This window comes from Sodalis endosymbiont of Henestaris halophilus, from assembly GCF_900161835.1.
Classification (GTDB): Bacteria; Pseudomonadota; Gammaproteobacteria; order Enterobacterales; family Enterobacteriaceae.
Genome location: NZ_LT897836.1, coordinates 548,975 through 567,084 on the forward strand (window position 1 = coordinate 548,975; position 18,110 = coordinate 567,084).

The window sequence follows — 18,110 nt, forward strand, 5'->3', positions numbered from 1 at the left end:
AGATTAAGGAAAGTTTTCGTTAGCTGGCTAAGATTATTTAGGGGTTCGTAGATATCACATAGATCTAAGAATCTGTGACGCACAGATATGCATTAGATTATTAAGTTGCTAGAATATATTAATAATTAGCATCGTAGTGCTGATAACGTCTTTAGTTGAACGACATATTTTAATTCAACTTTTTATTCGTAGTATGAGATAGAACCATTCATAATGGTTAATTAAAGCTTATGCCACGATTGAATAAAATAAATTTATTAAAATAACTAACATTAATTCAATGATTATATATTAAATGAATTAGATAAAGAAATCACATTGTAATGTCTGTTATAAAATGATTTATACATTTCATCTTTTGTAACTCATGTAGCTATTTCATCTTTTTAGATCCTGCCGCTAGCTGCGATGCATTGATACACTACAATTAGTTACTCAAGTTAGGGTGTTATGATTATCTAAATTTTTAATAGGTAATCCCATGAACAAATCATTTAATGCTGGATTGAGGATCCAAAAAGCTAAATTAGGTATTAATTAATATTAGACTAATTTAAAATAAAGGGTTTAAGTTTATTCGTAAGCTGTTTGGCTATCAGCCACGAAGTACTAAACCTCTTTTCAACAGCAAAAGAGAGTAGTTGGATAAACAGGCATTTATTACACCCTGAATAACTTGAATTTAAGGCTATAAAACTAGAGATATTTTATCTTGAAATAAAGAATGAGATCATAAAAAACTACTACTATTTTGATGTTAATAATAGTAGCTACCCGCCCATGATATTCATTGACTCATAAACTTGATGCATAATGCATTATTAAAAATGCAGTTCAATAACAAAATTTATACTACTACCGGTAGTTTCATTGGTGCAAAAGTCTCTTTTACATCGTAACTTATATTCACGTGGTAAAATAGTCTTGTTGATTAACCGGATAACAGATGAAATAGTTGTTAATAGCCAGTTTGAAGTGCTGGCTCATCAATACAAAAGGTATGACAAAAAACATTTTGAAAGAATTAGATCTTCTCGATTGCTAGTAGCTGTTATGCAGCACAACCAGGTTTATAGCAGTATCTTCTTTTATATCTAATAGTTAAGTGTTAAGCTTATCTTGCATTAGTATTAGGGCAGTTAGTCAATATCTATGAACTTATAAAGTTTAAATTAGCCTAAGATTTAGGCTAACTAGTTAAATTTCTTTAGATCGCTTTTATTATAGTTCGTGGTCAGATTTCTAATGTTTGTCCCCAAAAAAAGATACCAAGGACGTCTTTATATTTATTATATCTAAATATTAGTAGGTGCTGTTAGCTATATCAGATAATTGAAACAGCATAAACTAGTGAGTAACTTTTAGTATGATACAGATCCGCTAGAGCAGATCTTCAAGCATTTATAGATACAATAAGCACCCCAATTAACAGGATAACTGGAGCTTTATTGAAGCTAAATGTGCTATGGTTGGCTACATTATAAGTATTATAATACCGTCTAGCTCATCACTAATGTGAACTAAAAAATTTAATTCTAAACAAATCAAAGTAACAGTTACATATATAATTATAAGACTAGTATTAGTTAATAACTATAAATTATAAGTAAAAAGGTAAAACCGTCTTTGTCAGGAGAACGTTGTGAAAAAATATCTGGTAGGTGGCGCTGTGCGTGATGATATATTGCAGCTCCCCGTCACGGAGCGGGACTGGGTAGTAGTGGGCGCTACACCGCAAGATATGCTGGCAAAAGGTTATCAGCAGGTCGGCAAAGATTTTCCAGTTTTTTTGCATCCAGAGAGCCATGAAGAGTATGCACTTGCTCGCATGGAAAGGAAGTCCGGTCAGGGTTATACCGGTTTTATCTGCAATTACTCTCCGGAAATCACGCTAGAAGAAGATTTACGACGCCGCGATCTCACCATCAATGCTATTGCACGTGACGACCAAGGCAATTTGATCGATCCTTATCAGGGGCGGCGTGATATCAATCAGCGTTTGTTGCGCCATGTATCCGACGCCTTCGGCGAAGATCCGCTGCGAGTACTGCGGGTCGCCCGTTTTGCCGCGCGTTTTGCTCACCTCAATTTTTGCATAGCTCCGGAAACTCTGGAGCTCATGAAGTATATGCTCGATGAGCTGTCACTACTGGCACCCGAGAGAATTTGGAAAGAGACTAAGCGGGCGCTGACAACCCGCAATCCTCAAGTCTATTTTCAAGTCTTGCGCGATTGCGGTGCGTTAAAGGTATTATTTCCTGAATTAAATTCTTTGTTTGGCATACCGGCACCGTCCAAATGGCATCCAGAAATAGATACCGGTGTTCATATTATGATGGCAATGTCGATTGTGGCCCGTTTATCAGATGATATTGCAGTACGCTTTGCCACCCTTTGTCATGATCTAGGCAAAGCGCTGACTCCCCCAGAATTGTGGCCCAGTCATCACAACCATGGTCCGGCGGGAGTGAAAGTAGTGGAAGAGTTTTGTCAGCGCCTGACAGTGCCTAATACGTTGCGTGATTTAGCAAAAAGTGTGTCTCAATACCATGATTCGTTACACCGCGCTGAGAGTTTAACACCAAAGGAGCTGGTAAAACTGTTTAACGCCATGGATGTCTGGCGCCGCCCGGAACGTCTTGAGCAAATGATTCTAGTCAGCGAGGCTGACGCGCGCGGGCGTGTTGGTTTTGAACACCAGATATATCCGCAAGCGGCTTTTTTGCGTGCTGCGTTCCGCGTGGCTGCTTCGGTTACCGCCTGCGACGTTATCACGGGGAGAGTCAGCAGCGATCAGATAGGCAAGGAGCTCATCCGGCATCGACAGCAGGCGCTGGCGAATTGGAAGAGACAGCGAGCACGTAGCGATAACAAAATGATAAAAAACTAAACTGCCGATAAAAAGAGATCGATGGCAAATAGAAATAATTATATCCACTTGATGATTTGTGGCAATAATTCCATGAGTGAACATTACTATCATAAAGGCAGTGTAGTTACACACTGAAAATAATCACCTTAAGTTAGAATCTATACTCACTTAAATTTATTTAATAAGTGAGCTTAATTAGCAAAAGATATATTGTTGCATTGAGATTCAAAACAGCTGAATAGCTTATCAATCTATCTTACACTGATTGAAAGATAGGGGTTAAGACCTATGATCGTCAGATATTTGTCTATTAATCGCTAAATATTAAATCTCTTGTTTTTAATATGATAGATATAGAGATAATTCATCTTAATTGTCATTAATCCATAACTAGCTTGAATTCAAGACTATAACGTAAAATATAACAATTTTAAAATAAAATAAATTTTCAAAAGCTATGTAGTTTTATATTTGAAATGCACTTCACAGAGTTATAAATAACTGACAAAGTCAAGAACGCAATATCTCGTCGTATCTCTTTGCTAAATTTTAATTTTATCGCAGTCGCTACCTACTAAAGGTATTGCTTGATCAATATACCTAATGCATAATGCGTAATTGAGATGCGGGTTAATACTATAACGCTGCTATTCTAAATATAGCTTTGTCGGTCTTAAAATTTTATTTTCTATTACAACTTATATTCACGGAGTGAAGATAGTCAGTCAATTAATCTATTAAAGAATGAAAGAGTTAGTTATAATTAATTTTAGATTCTAGCTAATTAATACAAACGTAACGGGAATAAATACGTTAAAATATTTAATTTCAATTACTAGTAGCTATTATTCAGTTAAATAAGATTTATCGCAGTATAGTCATTAATACCTAACAGGTATTAGTAAAGACTGAACTTATCTAGCAGATAGTGTTAGATTGGTTATTCTGTGCATCGTTCGGTATATGGGTGGCAGACTTAACTAGATTAAGCACTAATGGTTAACGATTTTCTAGTGTGCTGCATTAGAAGTGTTCAGAGAAAAGCAATTATAACTAGTCGTATCAATGCTAGTAAGCATTTTGAATACTCTATAACAACAGTATCATAAAGCTGTTTTGTCAAGATCCTACATTCACAGTATTGGTACTGTGTTGCAAGTTATCATCATTATACAAAATAAAATTCACGCGATTCTTTTCTAGATAAGATTGGAGATTAGATCCATTAAGTCTAATAATTAAAATATAACTTTAATGCCAAGCGAATCATTGGTTCCATAATTTTATAAAACAGCTGGTAGCATGAGGTGGTCAATACATTGACAAAAGCGGGTGCGAATGAATATTCGACCATATTTACAATAATTAGTGTCTGAGATACAGATCTCACATTGTAGCGTTTGAAATCATCTATGTCGCCTATATAACCATATAGAGATATATAAGAAAACTGTAATGCGGTTTAATAATAGTTTCCTCATGATGATGAGGCTGTTACTGCAAAATGCTTACAATAGTGCAAGATACTGAAAATAGTAAATTTAAAAGTCTTGTAGTATGTTAAATAATTAATTATCCGAGATTACAACGCGGTTGTTTCTGTTTTAAAGATTACCCGTTAAGTAGAAGCAAAGAACTGATAATAATTGCATGTATGACATGCTGCATGCACAAGATTAATACTAAATATATGATAAAATTTAAGGTATTAATTTTAACATACTTAAAAGCCAGCAGGCTACTCGCGCAAAATTATTTTTTATCAAAGAAATAAGCAGAAATTTTTTAACTTTTTATTCCTCCGATAATAAATACGATAAGTTGGTTAAAAACGCATATTAAAATGATTACGGCTACGATAATTTCAGATTTTTTGACGCCCGCGCTCAATAATAACGCCAACATTTTCAGCCATAGATACCGCGCCTGGTTTACTGACTTTGATGCGTATCCAGGATAATTTAAACTGGGTGATGAGTTGTGCAGCAGTTTCCTCGGCGACCCGCTCAACTAGTGAAAAATGCTGGCCTCTTACGAGCGTCAGCACAGTTTCGGTAACAGCTGTATAGTTCAGGCAATCCGCAAGATCATCGCTACGCGCAGCCTGCCGGTTTTCCCAGCCCATTTCTAGGTCGAAAATTAATTTTTGTAGGCATTGTTTTTCCCATTCATAAACGCCAATCATCGCCATTACTGTTAATTGTTCAATAAATACAATATCCATGTGATATATTCAGTCTTTTTAGATTATTCATTATTATTTTTCGGGAATATGCGTATTATTTTGTAGAAAAATAAAAAGAATATTTATGAATAAAATGTAGTTATGCATACTACCTGGATTGAAATAATATTTTTTGCTTACATGTTTAGCTCAGTCTCCAGCGCAATTTTGATCTGTAAGCTTTTATGCCTACCTGATCCACGCACTAGTGGCTCCGGCAATCCCGGAGCTACAAATATATTGCGACTTGGTGGCAAACTGGTAGCCACGATTGTGATGATATTTGACATCCTTAAAGGAATGATCCCGGTGTGTTTAAGTTGTTGTCTCGGACTGCCGCCTTTCTGGTTAAGTCTTGTGGCAATTGCCACTTATTTTGGCCATATTTATCCAGTATTTTTTAATTTTCGGGGCGGTAAAGGGGTTGCTACTGCTCTTGGGGCCATTTTGCCTCTTGACCATCATTTATCTGGTGTAATGGTGGGGACATGGTTTTTTACAGTTTTGCTTTCTGGCTATTCTTCGCTGGGGGCGATCGTTAGCGCTTTTATGGCTCTATTTTATGTATCGTGGTTTAAGTCGGAGTTCACTTTCCCTATCGCTATGCTATCCTGTTTGGTTATCCTGCATCATCAAAACAATATTCAGCGGCTGTTGCGAGGGCAGGAAAGCCGAATCTGGCTTCGTCAAAAAAACAAGAGATAAGTAGATAACACAGCAAAATAACTTAAGCACCAAGCTCTGACAATTCTTCTAGAGACCATCGGGGAAGCACTGATACTGCTAAATTTGCAAACGTTCCGCTCCGCAGACGCACCATGCCAGCATAAGCGATCATCGCGCCATTATCCGTACAAAATTCAGGACGTGCATAGAACACTTCCTCGCCCCGTTGGCGCATCATTTCTCTTAAATTTTCGCGGACAGATTGATTGGCACTCACGCCGCCGGCTATAACTAATCTCTTAAAACCGGTGAGATCAAGCGCCCGCCTACATTTTATTATTAGTGTTTCCACAATGGCATCTTCAAATGCTCGCGCTACGTCAGCGCGCGTTTGATGATCATCGGCTTCGGCGCGAACAATATTGGCCGCAAAAGTTTTTAAACCAGAAAAGCTGAATTCTAGTCCTGAGCTTGCAGTCATAGGGCGTGGAAAAGTATACCGGCCCGGTACTCCTTGTTGAGCTAGACGTGCTAACATTGGTCCACCAGGATAATCTAGTCCTAAAAGCTTAGCAGTTTTATCGAACGCCTCACCGGCGGCATCATCAAGAGATTCTCCTAATAGCTGATATTTTCCTATGTCTGTTACCGCAATAAGCTGGGTGTGGCCACCTGAAATTAGTAGTGCCACAAACGGGAATGTCGGCGGATTTTCCTCCAGCATTGGCGCTAGCAAATGTCCCTCCATGTGATGCACAGCTACAGCTGCTACCCTCCAGGCATAGGCTAACGCGCGTCCGACAGTAGCACCAACCATCAACGCACCTACCAGTCCCGGTCCGGCAGTATAGGACACCCCGTGGATCTCTGATGCATTCAGACCGGCCTGCGACATCGCGGATTGAATCAGCGGCACAATTTTATGGACATGATTGCGGGAGGCCAACTCTGGTACTATCCCACCATAATTAGCGTGTATTTTTACCTGGCTATATAGCTGATTAGCGATTAAGCCTTGATCTTGATCGTAAATTGCTACACCAGTTTCGTCGCATGATGTTTCAATACCTAATACGCGCATAATTATTACCTTTTTACTTTGCATAGTCTAGCATATTTTGCTAAACGACAAGAAGTGCAGGCTGTAGTTTTAACTAAACTAGTTTCTTTCGTCTATTGTTATGATCAAACTCTGACCTATTTAATAGCCGGATAATATCAGGATACCGCTTTTAATCGACTGTGACTTTTCCGATATTATTTATAGATACTAAATTGAGATGCAATGTTAGTTGCTAATTATTTTATTAATCGATCAATTAAATTAATTGATTTCTCTCTTGTGTATTTTTATTGATGTTTTTCCTAAAATTTTAGCAAATGTATCGTATGCGGCGATCAGAATAAAAGATTATGCATCGCAAAGCTTTACAAAGATGTTAGGCTTGAAGTAACATTCCGCAGTTTTGCTCATAAGATAAGTGTTAGTCAGAAACAAAATCTAAATTATATTGAGGTGAATAGGCATATGCCTGTAATTAAAGTACGTGAAAATGAGCCTTTTGACGTAGCACTGCGTCGTTTCAAGCGTTCCTGCGAAAAAGCGGGAATTCTAGCCGAAGTTCGTCGTCGCGAGTTTTATGAAAAACCAACGACCGAACGTAAGCGCGCTAAAGCGTCTGCGATTAAACGTCATGCCAAGAAATTATCTCGCGAAAACGCACGCCGTATTCGTATGTATTGATGTTTATAGTTTTTATTTATCCTGACCGCGGAATTAATCCGTAGCTATAGCTATTAGCTTGTAAGGCGATAGCTATGTAGCAACAATATATTGTGAGTGTTATTGTCATTTAAGTGCTTATCTAACAGGGCTTATGGCTAGACAAATTCCACGTGTTTTTATCCATGACTTGTTGGCGCGTACCGACATTGTCGATCTAATTGATGCGCGGATAAAGCTAAAGAAGCAGGGCAAGAATTTTCTTGCCTGCTGTCCATTTCATCATGATAAAACTCCATCGTTTACCGTGAACGTCGAAAAGCAATTTTTTCATTGTTTTGGTTGCGGCGCCCATGGTAATGTAATCGACTTTTTAATGAAGTATGACCGGTTAAAGTTTGTTCAATCAATAGAGGAACTTGCCACTCAGCACGGACTGAAAGTTCCTTATGAAGTCGGCTCAGGCCAAAATTATCAGGAGTATTGTCAGCGACAAATTCTTTATCAGTTGATGGATAAGCTTAGCAAATTTTACCAGCAGGCGTTAAAGGCACCGCCTGCAGCGGGTGTTAATCACTATTTACAACAGCGTGGACTAAGCGAAGATATCATCAAATATTTTGCTATAGGTTTCGCACCGCCAGGCTGGGATAATGTTATTAAGCGTTTCGGTCGTTTAGCTAAAGATCTGGCTTTACTAAACTATGCTGGCATGTTAGCTATCAATGATAGCGGTCAAACTTACGACCGATTTCGTGATCGTATAATGTTTCCCATCCGTGATAAACGTGGTCGTGTTGTTGCTTTCGGAGGACGAATATTAAGCGATGGGCAGCCAAAATACCTAAATTCGCCGGAAACTGATATTTTTCGTAAAAGCTACCACTTGTACGGTCTGTATGAAGCTCAACGACAGCATTCGGAATTATCTCGGTTACTCTTAGTCGAAGGGTATATAGACGTTTTAGCGATGGCTCAATTTGGCATCAATTATGCAGTGTCATCTCTGGGTACTTCAACCACTGCTGATCATATTCAACTGCTATATCGTGCTACCGATCGAGTAATATGCTGCTATGATGGAGATAGCGCGGGGCGTAGAGCAGCTTGGCGCACGCTTAAAAACGCGTTGCCTTACTTAAGCGATGGTCGTCAGCTTCATTTTATGTTTTTACCGGAAGGTGAAGACCCTGATACGCTGGTGAGAAAAATTGGTAAAAATGCCTTTGAAAAAGGCATTGAACAGGCGCAGCCGATGTCGACGTTTTTATTTGAAACTCTGATGCGGCAGGTGGATTTGAGCAGTCCCGACGGCCGCGCTAAGCTTAGCACATTAGCTCTGCCGTTGATAAATCAGGTGCCCGGTGATACATTGCGGCTCTATTTACGTCAACAGCTAGGTAATAAATTGGGTATCCTTGACGATAGTCAGCTGGAAAAATTATTGCCTAAAGCGGCGTTAAAGGCAAATATTTTACCCCAGCCACTCATAAAACGCACAACTATGCGTATACTGATAGGGTTGCTTGTGCAGCATCCGCAGCTTTCCGCTCTAGTACCCGCAATTCAGGGACTGGCGCAGGCAAGTTCAAGTTATCCAGGTATGCCGTTGTTTATTGAGTTAGTGCGGTTCTGCCAGCAGGCTCGGCCAGCGTTAACTAGCGGCCAGTTGCTGGAACATTATCGTGAAAAGAAATCTTACTCCCAACTTGAAACTCTAGCCACCTGGAACCATATGATCATAGATGAGATGATCGAGGCGACATTTATTGATACTCTGATGAATCTTTATGATTCAATACTTGAACATCGTCAGGAAGCGCTTATTGCCCGTGATCGGGTAAGCGGGCTGACACCAAAAGAACGCCAAGAACTTTGGTCTCTTAATCAAGCATTGGCAAAAAAACTGAATAACTAGACTGAATTGACTATGATCTGGCACTGTTAGATCATGTGAAATGATGTATTGGCTGAAGAGAAAAAGCTTAGATCTCTTAATGAGAGATGCATTTGCAACAACAAACACCGATTATTATTCTGCAGTGTGGATACCGTCTTATGGAGCAAAACTCGCAGTCACAGCTTAAACTGCTTGTCACACGTGGTAAGGAGCAAGGCTATTTGACCTTTGCTGAGGTCAATGACCATCTGCCGGAGGATATTGTTGACTCTGATCAGATTGAAGACATAATTCAGATGATAAATGACATGGGCATCCAAGTAATGGAAAAAGCACCGGACGCCGATGACCTATTGTTAGCTGAAACTACTTCCGATACCGACGAAGATGCGGTAGAGGCTGCTGCACAAGTTTTATCTAGCGTCGAGTCTGAAATTGGACGCACGACCGACCCGGTGCGTATGTATATGCGCGAAATGGGTACTGTAGAATTGTTGACCCGTGAAGGAGAGATCGATATAGCCAAACGTATTGAGGATGGTATTAATGAGGTTCAGTGTTCCATAGCCGAGTATCCTGAGTCTATAACCTACCTATTGGAACAGTATGAACGCGTAGAGGCAGGTAAGATTCGTTTGTCCGATCTTATAACCGGTTTTGTCTATACCAACGAAGAAGAAGATATGATGCCCACGGCAACTCATATTTGTTCTGAAATTTCTGCTGCCGAACTTATTGAAGAAGATGAAGAAGATCGAGATGGCGATAGTACTAACGATGATCATGTCATTGATCCTGAACTAGCGCGCCAAAAATTTATCGAGCTGCGTGAACAGTATGAAATTACCCGTAATGTCATAAAAAATAACGGCCACAGCCATGCTAAATCGGCTGCAGAGATTCTTAATCTTTCCGACGTGTTTAAACAGTTTCGTCTGGTGCCGAAACTATTCGATTATTTGGTCAATAACATGCGCTCTATGATGCATCGCGTGCGTACTCAAGAACGCTTGATTATGAAGCTTTGCGTCGAAATTAACAAAATGCCGAAAAAAAGCTTTATCATGCTCTTTACAGGTAATGAAACCAGCGAAAGTTGGTTCCAAGCTGCATTGGCGATGAACAAACCTTGGTCAGAAAAACTATATGAAGTTAATGATGATGTACATCGTAGCTTGCAAAAGTTGCGACAGATTGAAGTAGAGACTGGTTTGACTATCGAGCAAGTTAAGGATATCAACCGCCGCATGTCAATCGGAGAAGCTAAGGCGCAGCGCGCTAAGAAAGAAATGGTTGAGGCGAATTTACGTTTAGTTATCTCCATAGCTAAAAAATATACTAATCGTGGCTTACAGTTTTTAGACCTGATCCAGGAGGGTAACATTGGTTTAATGAAAGCGGTAGATAAATTTGAATATCGCCGTGGCTACAAGTTTTCTACTTATGCGACCTGGTGGATCCGCCAGGCTATTACTCGATCTATAGCTGATCAAGCACGCACAATCCGTATCCCGGTGCATATGATTGAAACCATCAACAAGCTTAACCGTATCTCTAGGCAGATGCTGCAAGAAATAGGACGCGAACCGACGCCCGAAGAGCTTGCTGAACGTATGCTAATGACGGAAGATAAAATTCGTAAGGTTTTGAAGATCGCTAAAGAGCCTATCTCCATGGAAACGCCTATCGGCGACGATGAAGATTCGCATCTAGGAGACTTTATTGAGGATACCACCCTCGAACAACCACTTGATTCTGCCACCTCAGAAAGCTTGCGATCAGCGACTAATGATGTATTATCTGGACTTACTGTTCGTGAAGCTAAGGTTTTACGCATGCGCTTTGGTATCGATATGAATACTGATCATACACTGGAAGAAGTGGGTAAACAGTTTGATGTCACTCGCGAACGTATTCGTCAAATTGAAGCGAAAGCGCTGCGTAAACTGCGTCACCCTAGCCGATCTGAGGTCTTACGCAGTTTCCTGGATGATTAAGTTTTATTTAAGCTAACCATTTTGCGTCAACAAGCCAAGAAATAAGCTTGTTTGCAGAGCAAACTAGAGATTTATTAACTGTTGTTTAAATAACCATGATTGTTTATTCGTAAGTTATTTGCTAGTGCTTAGGGAATAATATAAGTTATGGCAAGCTAGGTACCTAGCTTGCCGTCATCACTCATATGCGTTTTAATTTAACCCGGATTAGGCAAAACCTACAGAGACGTTGGCGTTAATGCGCATTACTTTTATTTTTTAATGCATTACTTACCTAAAATCCTGGTAATATTAAGTTGCTTACTAACAATGCTAGTATTTAGTAATGATAAGATTTTCTCTTAGTTATCAAGATGCTACCATTATGCAGCAGCTTGTTTTATTAGTTATTACCCTGTTGTTGCTTGCAAGACATACAACTAGATAAATAAATTGCCCAAAATGATTATTGAGATTTGCGAAAACATTCCTGTATGTGCGCTGGATAACTACTGAGTAGTATTATAGACTAACTAACTTATTGTTGTTGCCTGAAAGATCTTTTTTATTATTAGTTTCTCTAGCTTATATTTTCCTTCAGCGTCTAATAGTTTAATTTGTAGACTCAACAGCAATAAATTATTTATTTAGCGCAGCGTCTATAGACGTGGCTTACGTTATCATTTAGAATAAGTTCCTGTTAGGCCCCTTAGCTCAGAGGTTAGAGCAAGCGACTCATAATCGTTTGGCCGCTGGTTCAAGTCCAGCAGGGGCCACTATAATTGGCATGATATGGCTTATATTGAGCAATTAATTTACTTAATGTTTCCCAAATAAACTCTGTTTATACAATAATTAATGTTTTATAAAAGATCTTAATTTCATTTATGTAGTTTATAGATTATAAACTTGTGATTAAGTATTTTATAGTTAATAAATAGACATCACATTATCTTTTTATTTAACAAAGATAGTTTTAATAAACTAACAATCTCATTTAACTTAAATGAGTTGAGTTGTCTTTGACATTATTAGTAATATTAACCTCACGTCAATCATGTTGTGTATATTAAACATTACAATCATATGTCTATAATATAAGTCTTTATAGTAAATTTCTATATTTAATGTCTGTGATTTCTTATGTAAATTATATTTAACTATATGCTCAGTAAGTTTTTTTTAAAATAAATAATTAGTAATACTATAATAACATGTAAGTTATTCGAATAATAATCACCTCTTTTATAAGAGGTGATTAAATGTAGTCATAGTACATTATTCTTTACTTGTTTTGTTATTAATTTCATTTAGTCGGATTACTTATTTTATAAGATGTATGTATTTTACAAAATTAAACTCTCGGAATATTATTGTTATCTACATAATCTATTTAGATAATAAATGCTTACTAGCATACATTAAATCATAATATGTTAGTGTTGAGGAGTAATATTATTACTATGTTTAATAATATTAAAATCAAGATAATATATATAACTAATAATAGCATAAGTGTGATAGAATATAATTCCTAATATCAATTAATAATACATTAAACACATTAAATTATATACAATAATTTGTATGTAATTTTAATTGTGGTTGAAGTAAAATACTTCATGATGTTTATAATTTTGCATTTTGAGTTTAGTACGTAATATGCATAACATTAGTAATGAGATATTAATTATTCTTTAAGTATAACATTAATAGTAATCTGTTATGATTAATATGTATTAGCGAGTCAAGTAATTGTAATCACTTAATTGCTAACACTAAACGTTAATTATAAGTTACTTAAATTTAGAATACACTGCAAAATAAATTTGCATTGAAATAATTTCAACTTATGATTTGTTTTGTTTAATATAATAGTTAAGAATTATCAAACATAAGGTAAGAATCAATATAATGGCAAAGTAATGATGTATTTATTTAATAATGTTAAATGATATTTAAAATGAATAATAAATATGTATTTTATTTTGTTAACTATTGCGCAAGATAATTATGTATTTGAAGTGTTTTAATAAAATTATATAAATCGCTATTCATTTATGTATATTACACACTAGCATATATAATATATTTATTTAAATTCAAATTGATATTATTTATGTGGTGAATATAGTAATGAATTAAGTAAAATTCATTACTTATTTATAAGAATATATTGTAAAGCAATATTATTAATCATTGTTATAATTTATTTTATAATTCATGCTGTAGTTTATTGAAATAGCTATAAAGTTTATTAAAGGAATACCTTGCAAAAGGTGCTTGCGTTATTTATACGTACTATATAATAAAAGTATTTGGTATTTGACGTTAATGCAGAATACTATTAACTTGTGATGGTATGTGACTGTATTTTACTTAATCATCAAAGTTAGTTACCGGCATTATCTTAATTTTCTTTTATTAAGCAATTAATTCAATATTAATTGTTGTCAACAACAGTAAGCACAAATAATTAATTTTAGTGATTATTTATTTAATTATTTATATCTTAGTTGCAATATTTATTGCATTTATTATTGTATATTTATACATTTAAAGTTGATAGTAAAAGTAAATGATAATATTAACATATATAAGGTATTGTTTATTATTGCACGTATAATAATATAATTAATTTTGTTAAACACACTTTGAAGTAATTAATTGATTGTTTAGCTTCTTAAGAATAAATGGTTGTAATTAATTTAAATAAATTTGTAGGGATTACTGTCATAAAACACTTAAGATTATCTAAATTATCAGGTAATACATATGTCAACATATAATCCAAAACAAGAAGTATTTTTTACATCTTCATAAAACACACATAATAAAATTATGTGTGACTTTCACTGCATACCTTAAGTAAAATAAAATCTTTGTAAGGAGCGTAATCTTTACGTGATTTAATCACAATATCTCAGCAATTTACTCTTTGTTAAAATATAGATAATAAATAGGATTTTGTCTTTATCTTTTGCTATAAATCATAATAAATTCTAAATAATGAATTGCAACATATTTATAATAATCATATTCAAAGCAAAATTATTTTTCGCATGTTATAAGGATAATAATACTAAAATTAAGTATTCTTCATCCTAGATAAATCTGTACGCATATCAAAATATATTAAACAATAATCGGTTATTAGATAATTATAAATAATATGTATATAATTTGGCACCAATACTAATAAGCGTGATATGTTCTATCATGAACTTTATGGTAAATATATGATTTAAGAGTAGAATTTACTGTAGAGAAGTAAGAAGTAATATTTTGAGTTTAAAAGTATAACTTATTATTTTCATACCATGTGCTACTTCGGCAGCATATTTTATACATAATTTAAATAAAAATGAAAATGTAATTATCTTTTAGTCAAATTACGTAAGGAAGATAAATCCTGGTGCTTTAATAAGCATATCGTCAACGCACATATTCGTGAATATGTGCGTTGATCGGCAAATTTTTGTTTAACTACTATTTATTAGTATGGTTAACATAATGATTATTAAACATCTTAATAAATTAAGTTAAAGTAAACTACTTGTCTAATGTTTGATAAACAGTATCTAAAATGAAATGTAATTAATTTATCATTTACTTCATTAAGTTGAGATACGAATACTTTTATTGATTAATAGAGATGCTTATTGTCGTTATTCTAAGTTAAACATACATCTTCTTATTAATTTTAACTAATGTTAACTATTGCTACTATCATTTTGTCATCAATGAACACACTGTATTTTACTAGATAATATTGCTGGCGTTTGATAGCAAGTTGCATACCCTATTCCCCCGGTATTTTATTAACAAAACTAACTGTTAGAGCATGTAATTAATTTAAAAGTTCAACTTTGCTTATTATATTGCATTACTCATAGTAAATTTATTTAGAACAGACAATGTTAGTTATAAATGTAGGTAAATAGTGTATTTATAATTTATCAAAATTATAGATAAGATAACGTATCTAGTTTATTAATATGGTAGTTGCTTTCACAACATAACTGTTATAACCATAAAGAATCTTTCGGGACAAATATTTCGCAAAACTAGATATAACAGGTAACCATTTATATGAAATTATCTGCAATAGTGTTAAATAACTAGTTGCTTCTACTGTTAAAGCTGAACATAAAGTCATAATGCACGATACGCTAAACGTTATTGCTACGATTAGCATTATATTATTAAATGATGATTCATGACTCTGTGCCATAGCTAACTATATAGATAGTAATCAGAGATATCGAAATGAAATTGTTTAATGTAAAGATCCTTAATAAGGATAGCATATATTTAATCAGATTGTATTATTTTTACGCATTTACGCGCGTAAAGTTTTACAGTATTTCTGTAATGACTCACTTAACTAGAGTTAAACAAAATATATATAATCCCTTTCTCAAGGGAGATACGTATACATAACTAAACCGTATTCATTAAACTTACACGGAAGATGACGAACTTGACTTTTGGAATGTAGTGGCAAATATATTGTTTGATATGCGGTACTAATGGTGTTTTCTATACAAAATAATTAATATATTTATTCTCACTGGCACACTCCTTAAAAGCATAAATATACCGTTAAAATAGATTTGAGAAAATATTTGTTTTGTATTAATTAAGCTGCTAATTAAGCTTTTGATATTTTGTTGGCAATATTTAAATAAATTATCTTGCGGTGATGAAGCGATTTGAGAAAATCTAAATAAGAACTTTTAAATTTCAGTAAATTTTATTAAAGCCACTAATATTAACTCATAAATTTTTATTTATTGATTTTGCATACTGAAGCTATGAAGCCTCACAACGAGTAAGATTCTTCTTTGAAAAAAATCAAACCTATAGCTATTAGCTATAGCTATTATAATTTATGATTAGAAAAATTTAAATCGATTCAGGGAATTTAACTTGTTAACCATAGTTGGTAAACAATCCTTAATTAAAATTAGTGAGAAGATTAATACAACATGATATCTTAGTATGTATTAATGTGATGTACTATGCAATACAGTGCGCTTATTTTATCAGAAAATCTAATTTCACGTTATAAAATGTGTTTTATAATACAAGCATTTTAATAACTTTCATTTTAGCAAATATATAACTGCTTTAATTGGTTGCAAAGATACTTGCAAGGAAGTATTTTATTTCTGTGCTTAATATTTTGTCTTATTGTTTGCTTAATTATACGGGAGTACGTGGCACTGTATACGTTTGGGTAAATACATAAAAATCCTTATGTGGGTCTACAAGACGTGCGGCAATCAATAGTGTCACGATATTGATATTATACCACATCACCGATAGCGTTTATCTATAGTTGCTACTAATGTGTCATGTAACGTTGTCGTTGCTGCAAGAGAAAATTATTATAATAATTAACACGATGATCTCGTAAGAAGGTTGATCAAGAACCAGCCGGATCTCTTTACGAGAGCTTTATAATGTTTTTAATATTTACCAGTAATTTTGTAATGAAGATATTTATCTTCCATAGGTGTTTATGGTTTAGAATATCTAAAATATTCTGCTAGACACATGCTGTTCAATAAAGAAGCTCCGGTGATAATATTGTTTAAAACAATAGCATGGGCATAGAAACTAAATATTTTGTATATTTTACTGGCTGTAATTTTTTAGAATAATATAAATTAACTCTGTTATGACGTGGCTACTGCTACCATCAAATTGATTTGTATTATTGAGTTATAAAGGTGATTTATCGTTAGTTTTGCAGATTTTTAAATATTTTAATTCAATCAGGATCTCTTAGTTTGTATTTTGTTTTTCTTGCATACTTTTACACGCACCTTATGCTTGATTTTATCAAAACTAAATTTACCAGATAGGATTATTCCAGTTAGTTTAATAGTTTCTTTATTATACTATTATTTTCGTGCAGCAGCTAATAGGTTTGATAAAAGATCCGCATTTACGTCTACGATTAACTCATTAATAATGAGTTAGCAGATAATAGTATCTGTGCTAATCCTTTTATTTTTTGTGTTACCACATCTATAACTGCAGTTAGTTACTTTCTGTAAGTTGTAGAGCAAAAATTAGCAGTATTGTCTTATAACCACGTTACGTATAATTATATTATAAATTAGTTTAACCCTAAGAATACTATCGTAAACTTTTGATATTAATTTTGAGATTAGAGGTAGATGATTGCCATCGGGATAAAATACGAATAAAACTGAGAAATTTTCGTTTTTTTAGTTATTAGTATAAGAAATACACTTCTGTATACTTACAGTAATTAATAATTATGGCTAAATATTTTGATTGGTTTTACTAAATAAATACTAACTGGCCATATATATTTGCAAATTAATTGTGTCGGTATGTGGCAACAATTATCTGTTTCAGAACATGATTCACTATTACCTGTCTTGTTATTATAGATGATTTGTATCAAATTGTATTAATATAAAGTTTTATTTTTGATAATAATATAATTACTGTTTTCCTGCTATAGTTCTAGCAACCTTCATTTTTGTGAAGTTATAAGTTTTATCCGCAATACTCTTCCGTTCTTTTCTCTATATATGAGCATTAACTTTAATCCGTAACATAATCGTGTAACTAATGCAAAAATTTTATTTTGCTGATCAAAATATTATAAACATAGAAAAGCTATCTCATTGATAATAATTATGTTTTTAATATGGTATTTAATAATACTTTAAATAAATAACTGATTTATGTGTTCTGCACTTTGA

General features: G+C 34.4%; 7 protein-coding genes and 1 tRNA gene. 6 read left to right on the forward strand and 2 right to left on the reverse strand.

What is annotated here, in order from left to right:
* Nucleotides 1–1,642: 1,642 nt before the first annotated feature.
* Nucleotides 1,643–2,890, forward strand: a complete 1,248-nt coding sequence (locus tag HBA_RS01170) for a multifunctional CCA addition/repair protein (RefSeq protein WP_097032226.1) — start codon at nt 1,643–1,645, stop codon at nt 2,888–2,890.
* 1,846 nt (nt 2,891–4,736) lie between these two features.
* Here HBA_RS01170 and folB read toward each other — a convergent pair.
* Nucleotides 4,737–5,096: a dihydroneopterin aldolase gene (gene folB, locus HBA_RS01175; RefSeq protein ID WP_097032227.1), complete on the reverse strand. Its 360-nt coding sequence runs from the start codon at nt 5,094–5,096 to the stop codon at nt 4,737–4,739.
* A 102-nt stretch (nt 5,097–5,198) separates the two neighbouring features.
* Between folB and plsY the strand changes: the two genes are divergently transcribed.
* Complete coding sequence (plsY, locus tag HBA_RS01180) at nt 5,199–5,801, forward strand: glycerol-3-phosphate 1-O-acyltransferase PlsY (protein ID WP_097032228.1); 603 nt, start codon at nt 5,199–5,201, stop codon at nt 5,799–5,801.
* Nucleotides 5,802–5,823: 22 nt separating this feature from the next.
* On the opposite strand, the gene tsaD is transcribed toward plsY, so the two are convergent.
* Nucleotides 5,824–6,843, reverse strand: a complete 1,020-nt coding sequence (tsaD, locus tag HBA_RS01185; RefSeq protein ID WP_097032229.1) for a tRNA (adenosine(37)-N6)-threonylcarbamoyltransferase complex transferase subunit TsaD — start codon at nt 6,841–6,843, stop codon at nt 5,824–5,826.
* Nucleotides 6,844–7,290: 447 nt separating this feature from the next.
* On the opposite strand from tsaD, the gene rpsU reads away from it, so the two are divergent.
* The 4 genes from rpsU to HBA_RS01205 all read left to right on the forward strand — a co-directional run bounded on the left by rpsU (nt 7,291) and on the right by HBA_RS01205 (nt 12,137).
* A complete protein-coding gene (gene rpsU, locus HBA_RS01190; protein WP_097032230.1) occupies nt 7,291–7,506 on the forward strand; it encodes a 30S ribosomal protein S21 in 216 nt (71 codons plus the stop codon).
* A 133-nt stretch (nt 7,507–7,639) separates the two neighbouring features.
* Nucleotides 7,640–9,403, forward strand: a complete 1,764-nt coding sequence (gene dnaG, locus HBA_RS01195) for a DNA primase (RefSeq protein WP_097032231.1) — start codon at nt 7,640–7,642, stop codon at nt 9,401–9,403.
* A 140-nt stretch (nt 9,404–9,543) separates the two neighbouring features.
* A complete protein-coding gene (rpoD, locus tag HBA_RS01200) occupies nt 9,544–11,382 on the forward strand; it encodes an RNA polymerase sigma factor RpoD (RefSeq protein WP_097032612.1) in 1,839 nt (612 codons plus the stop codon).
* A gap of 682 nt (nt 11,383–12,064) precedes the next feature.
* A tRNA-Ile gene (locus tag HBA_RS01205) sits at nt 12,065–12,137 on the forward strand.
* The last annotated feature ends 5,973 nt before the right edge of the window (nt 12,138–18,110 follow it).

Bases quoted from the DNA above. Each gene is read 5' to 3' on its own strand.
- plsY (WP_097032228.1), top strand. From the start codon at position 5,199: ATGCATACTACCTGGATTGAAATAATATTTTTTGCTTACATGTTTAGC.
- tsaD (WP_097032229.1), bottom strand. From the start codon at position 6,843: ATGCGCGTATTAGGTATTGAAACATCATGCGACGAAACTGGTGTAGCA.
- rpoD (WP_097032612.1), top strand. From the start codon at position 9,544: ATGGAGCAAAACTCGCAGTCACAGCTTAAACTGCTTGTCACACGTGGT.
- folB (WP_097032227.1), bottom strand. From the start codon at position 5,096: ATGGATATTGTATTTATTGAACAATTAACAGTAATGGCGATGATTGGC.
- rpsU (WP_097032230.1), top strand. From the start codon at position 7,291: ATGCCTGTAATTAAAGTACGTGAAAATGAGCCTTTTGACGTAGCACTG.
- dnaG (WP_097032231.1), top strand. From the start codon at position 7,640: ATGGCTAGACAAATTCCACGTGTTTTTATCCATGACTTGTTGGCGCGT.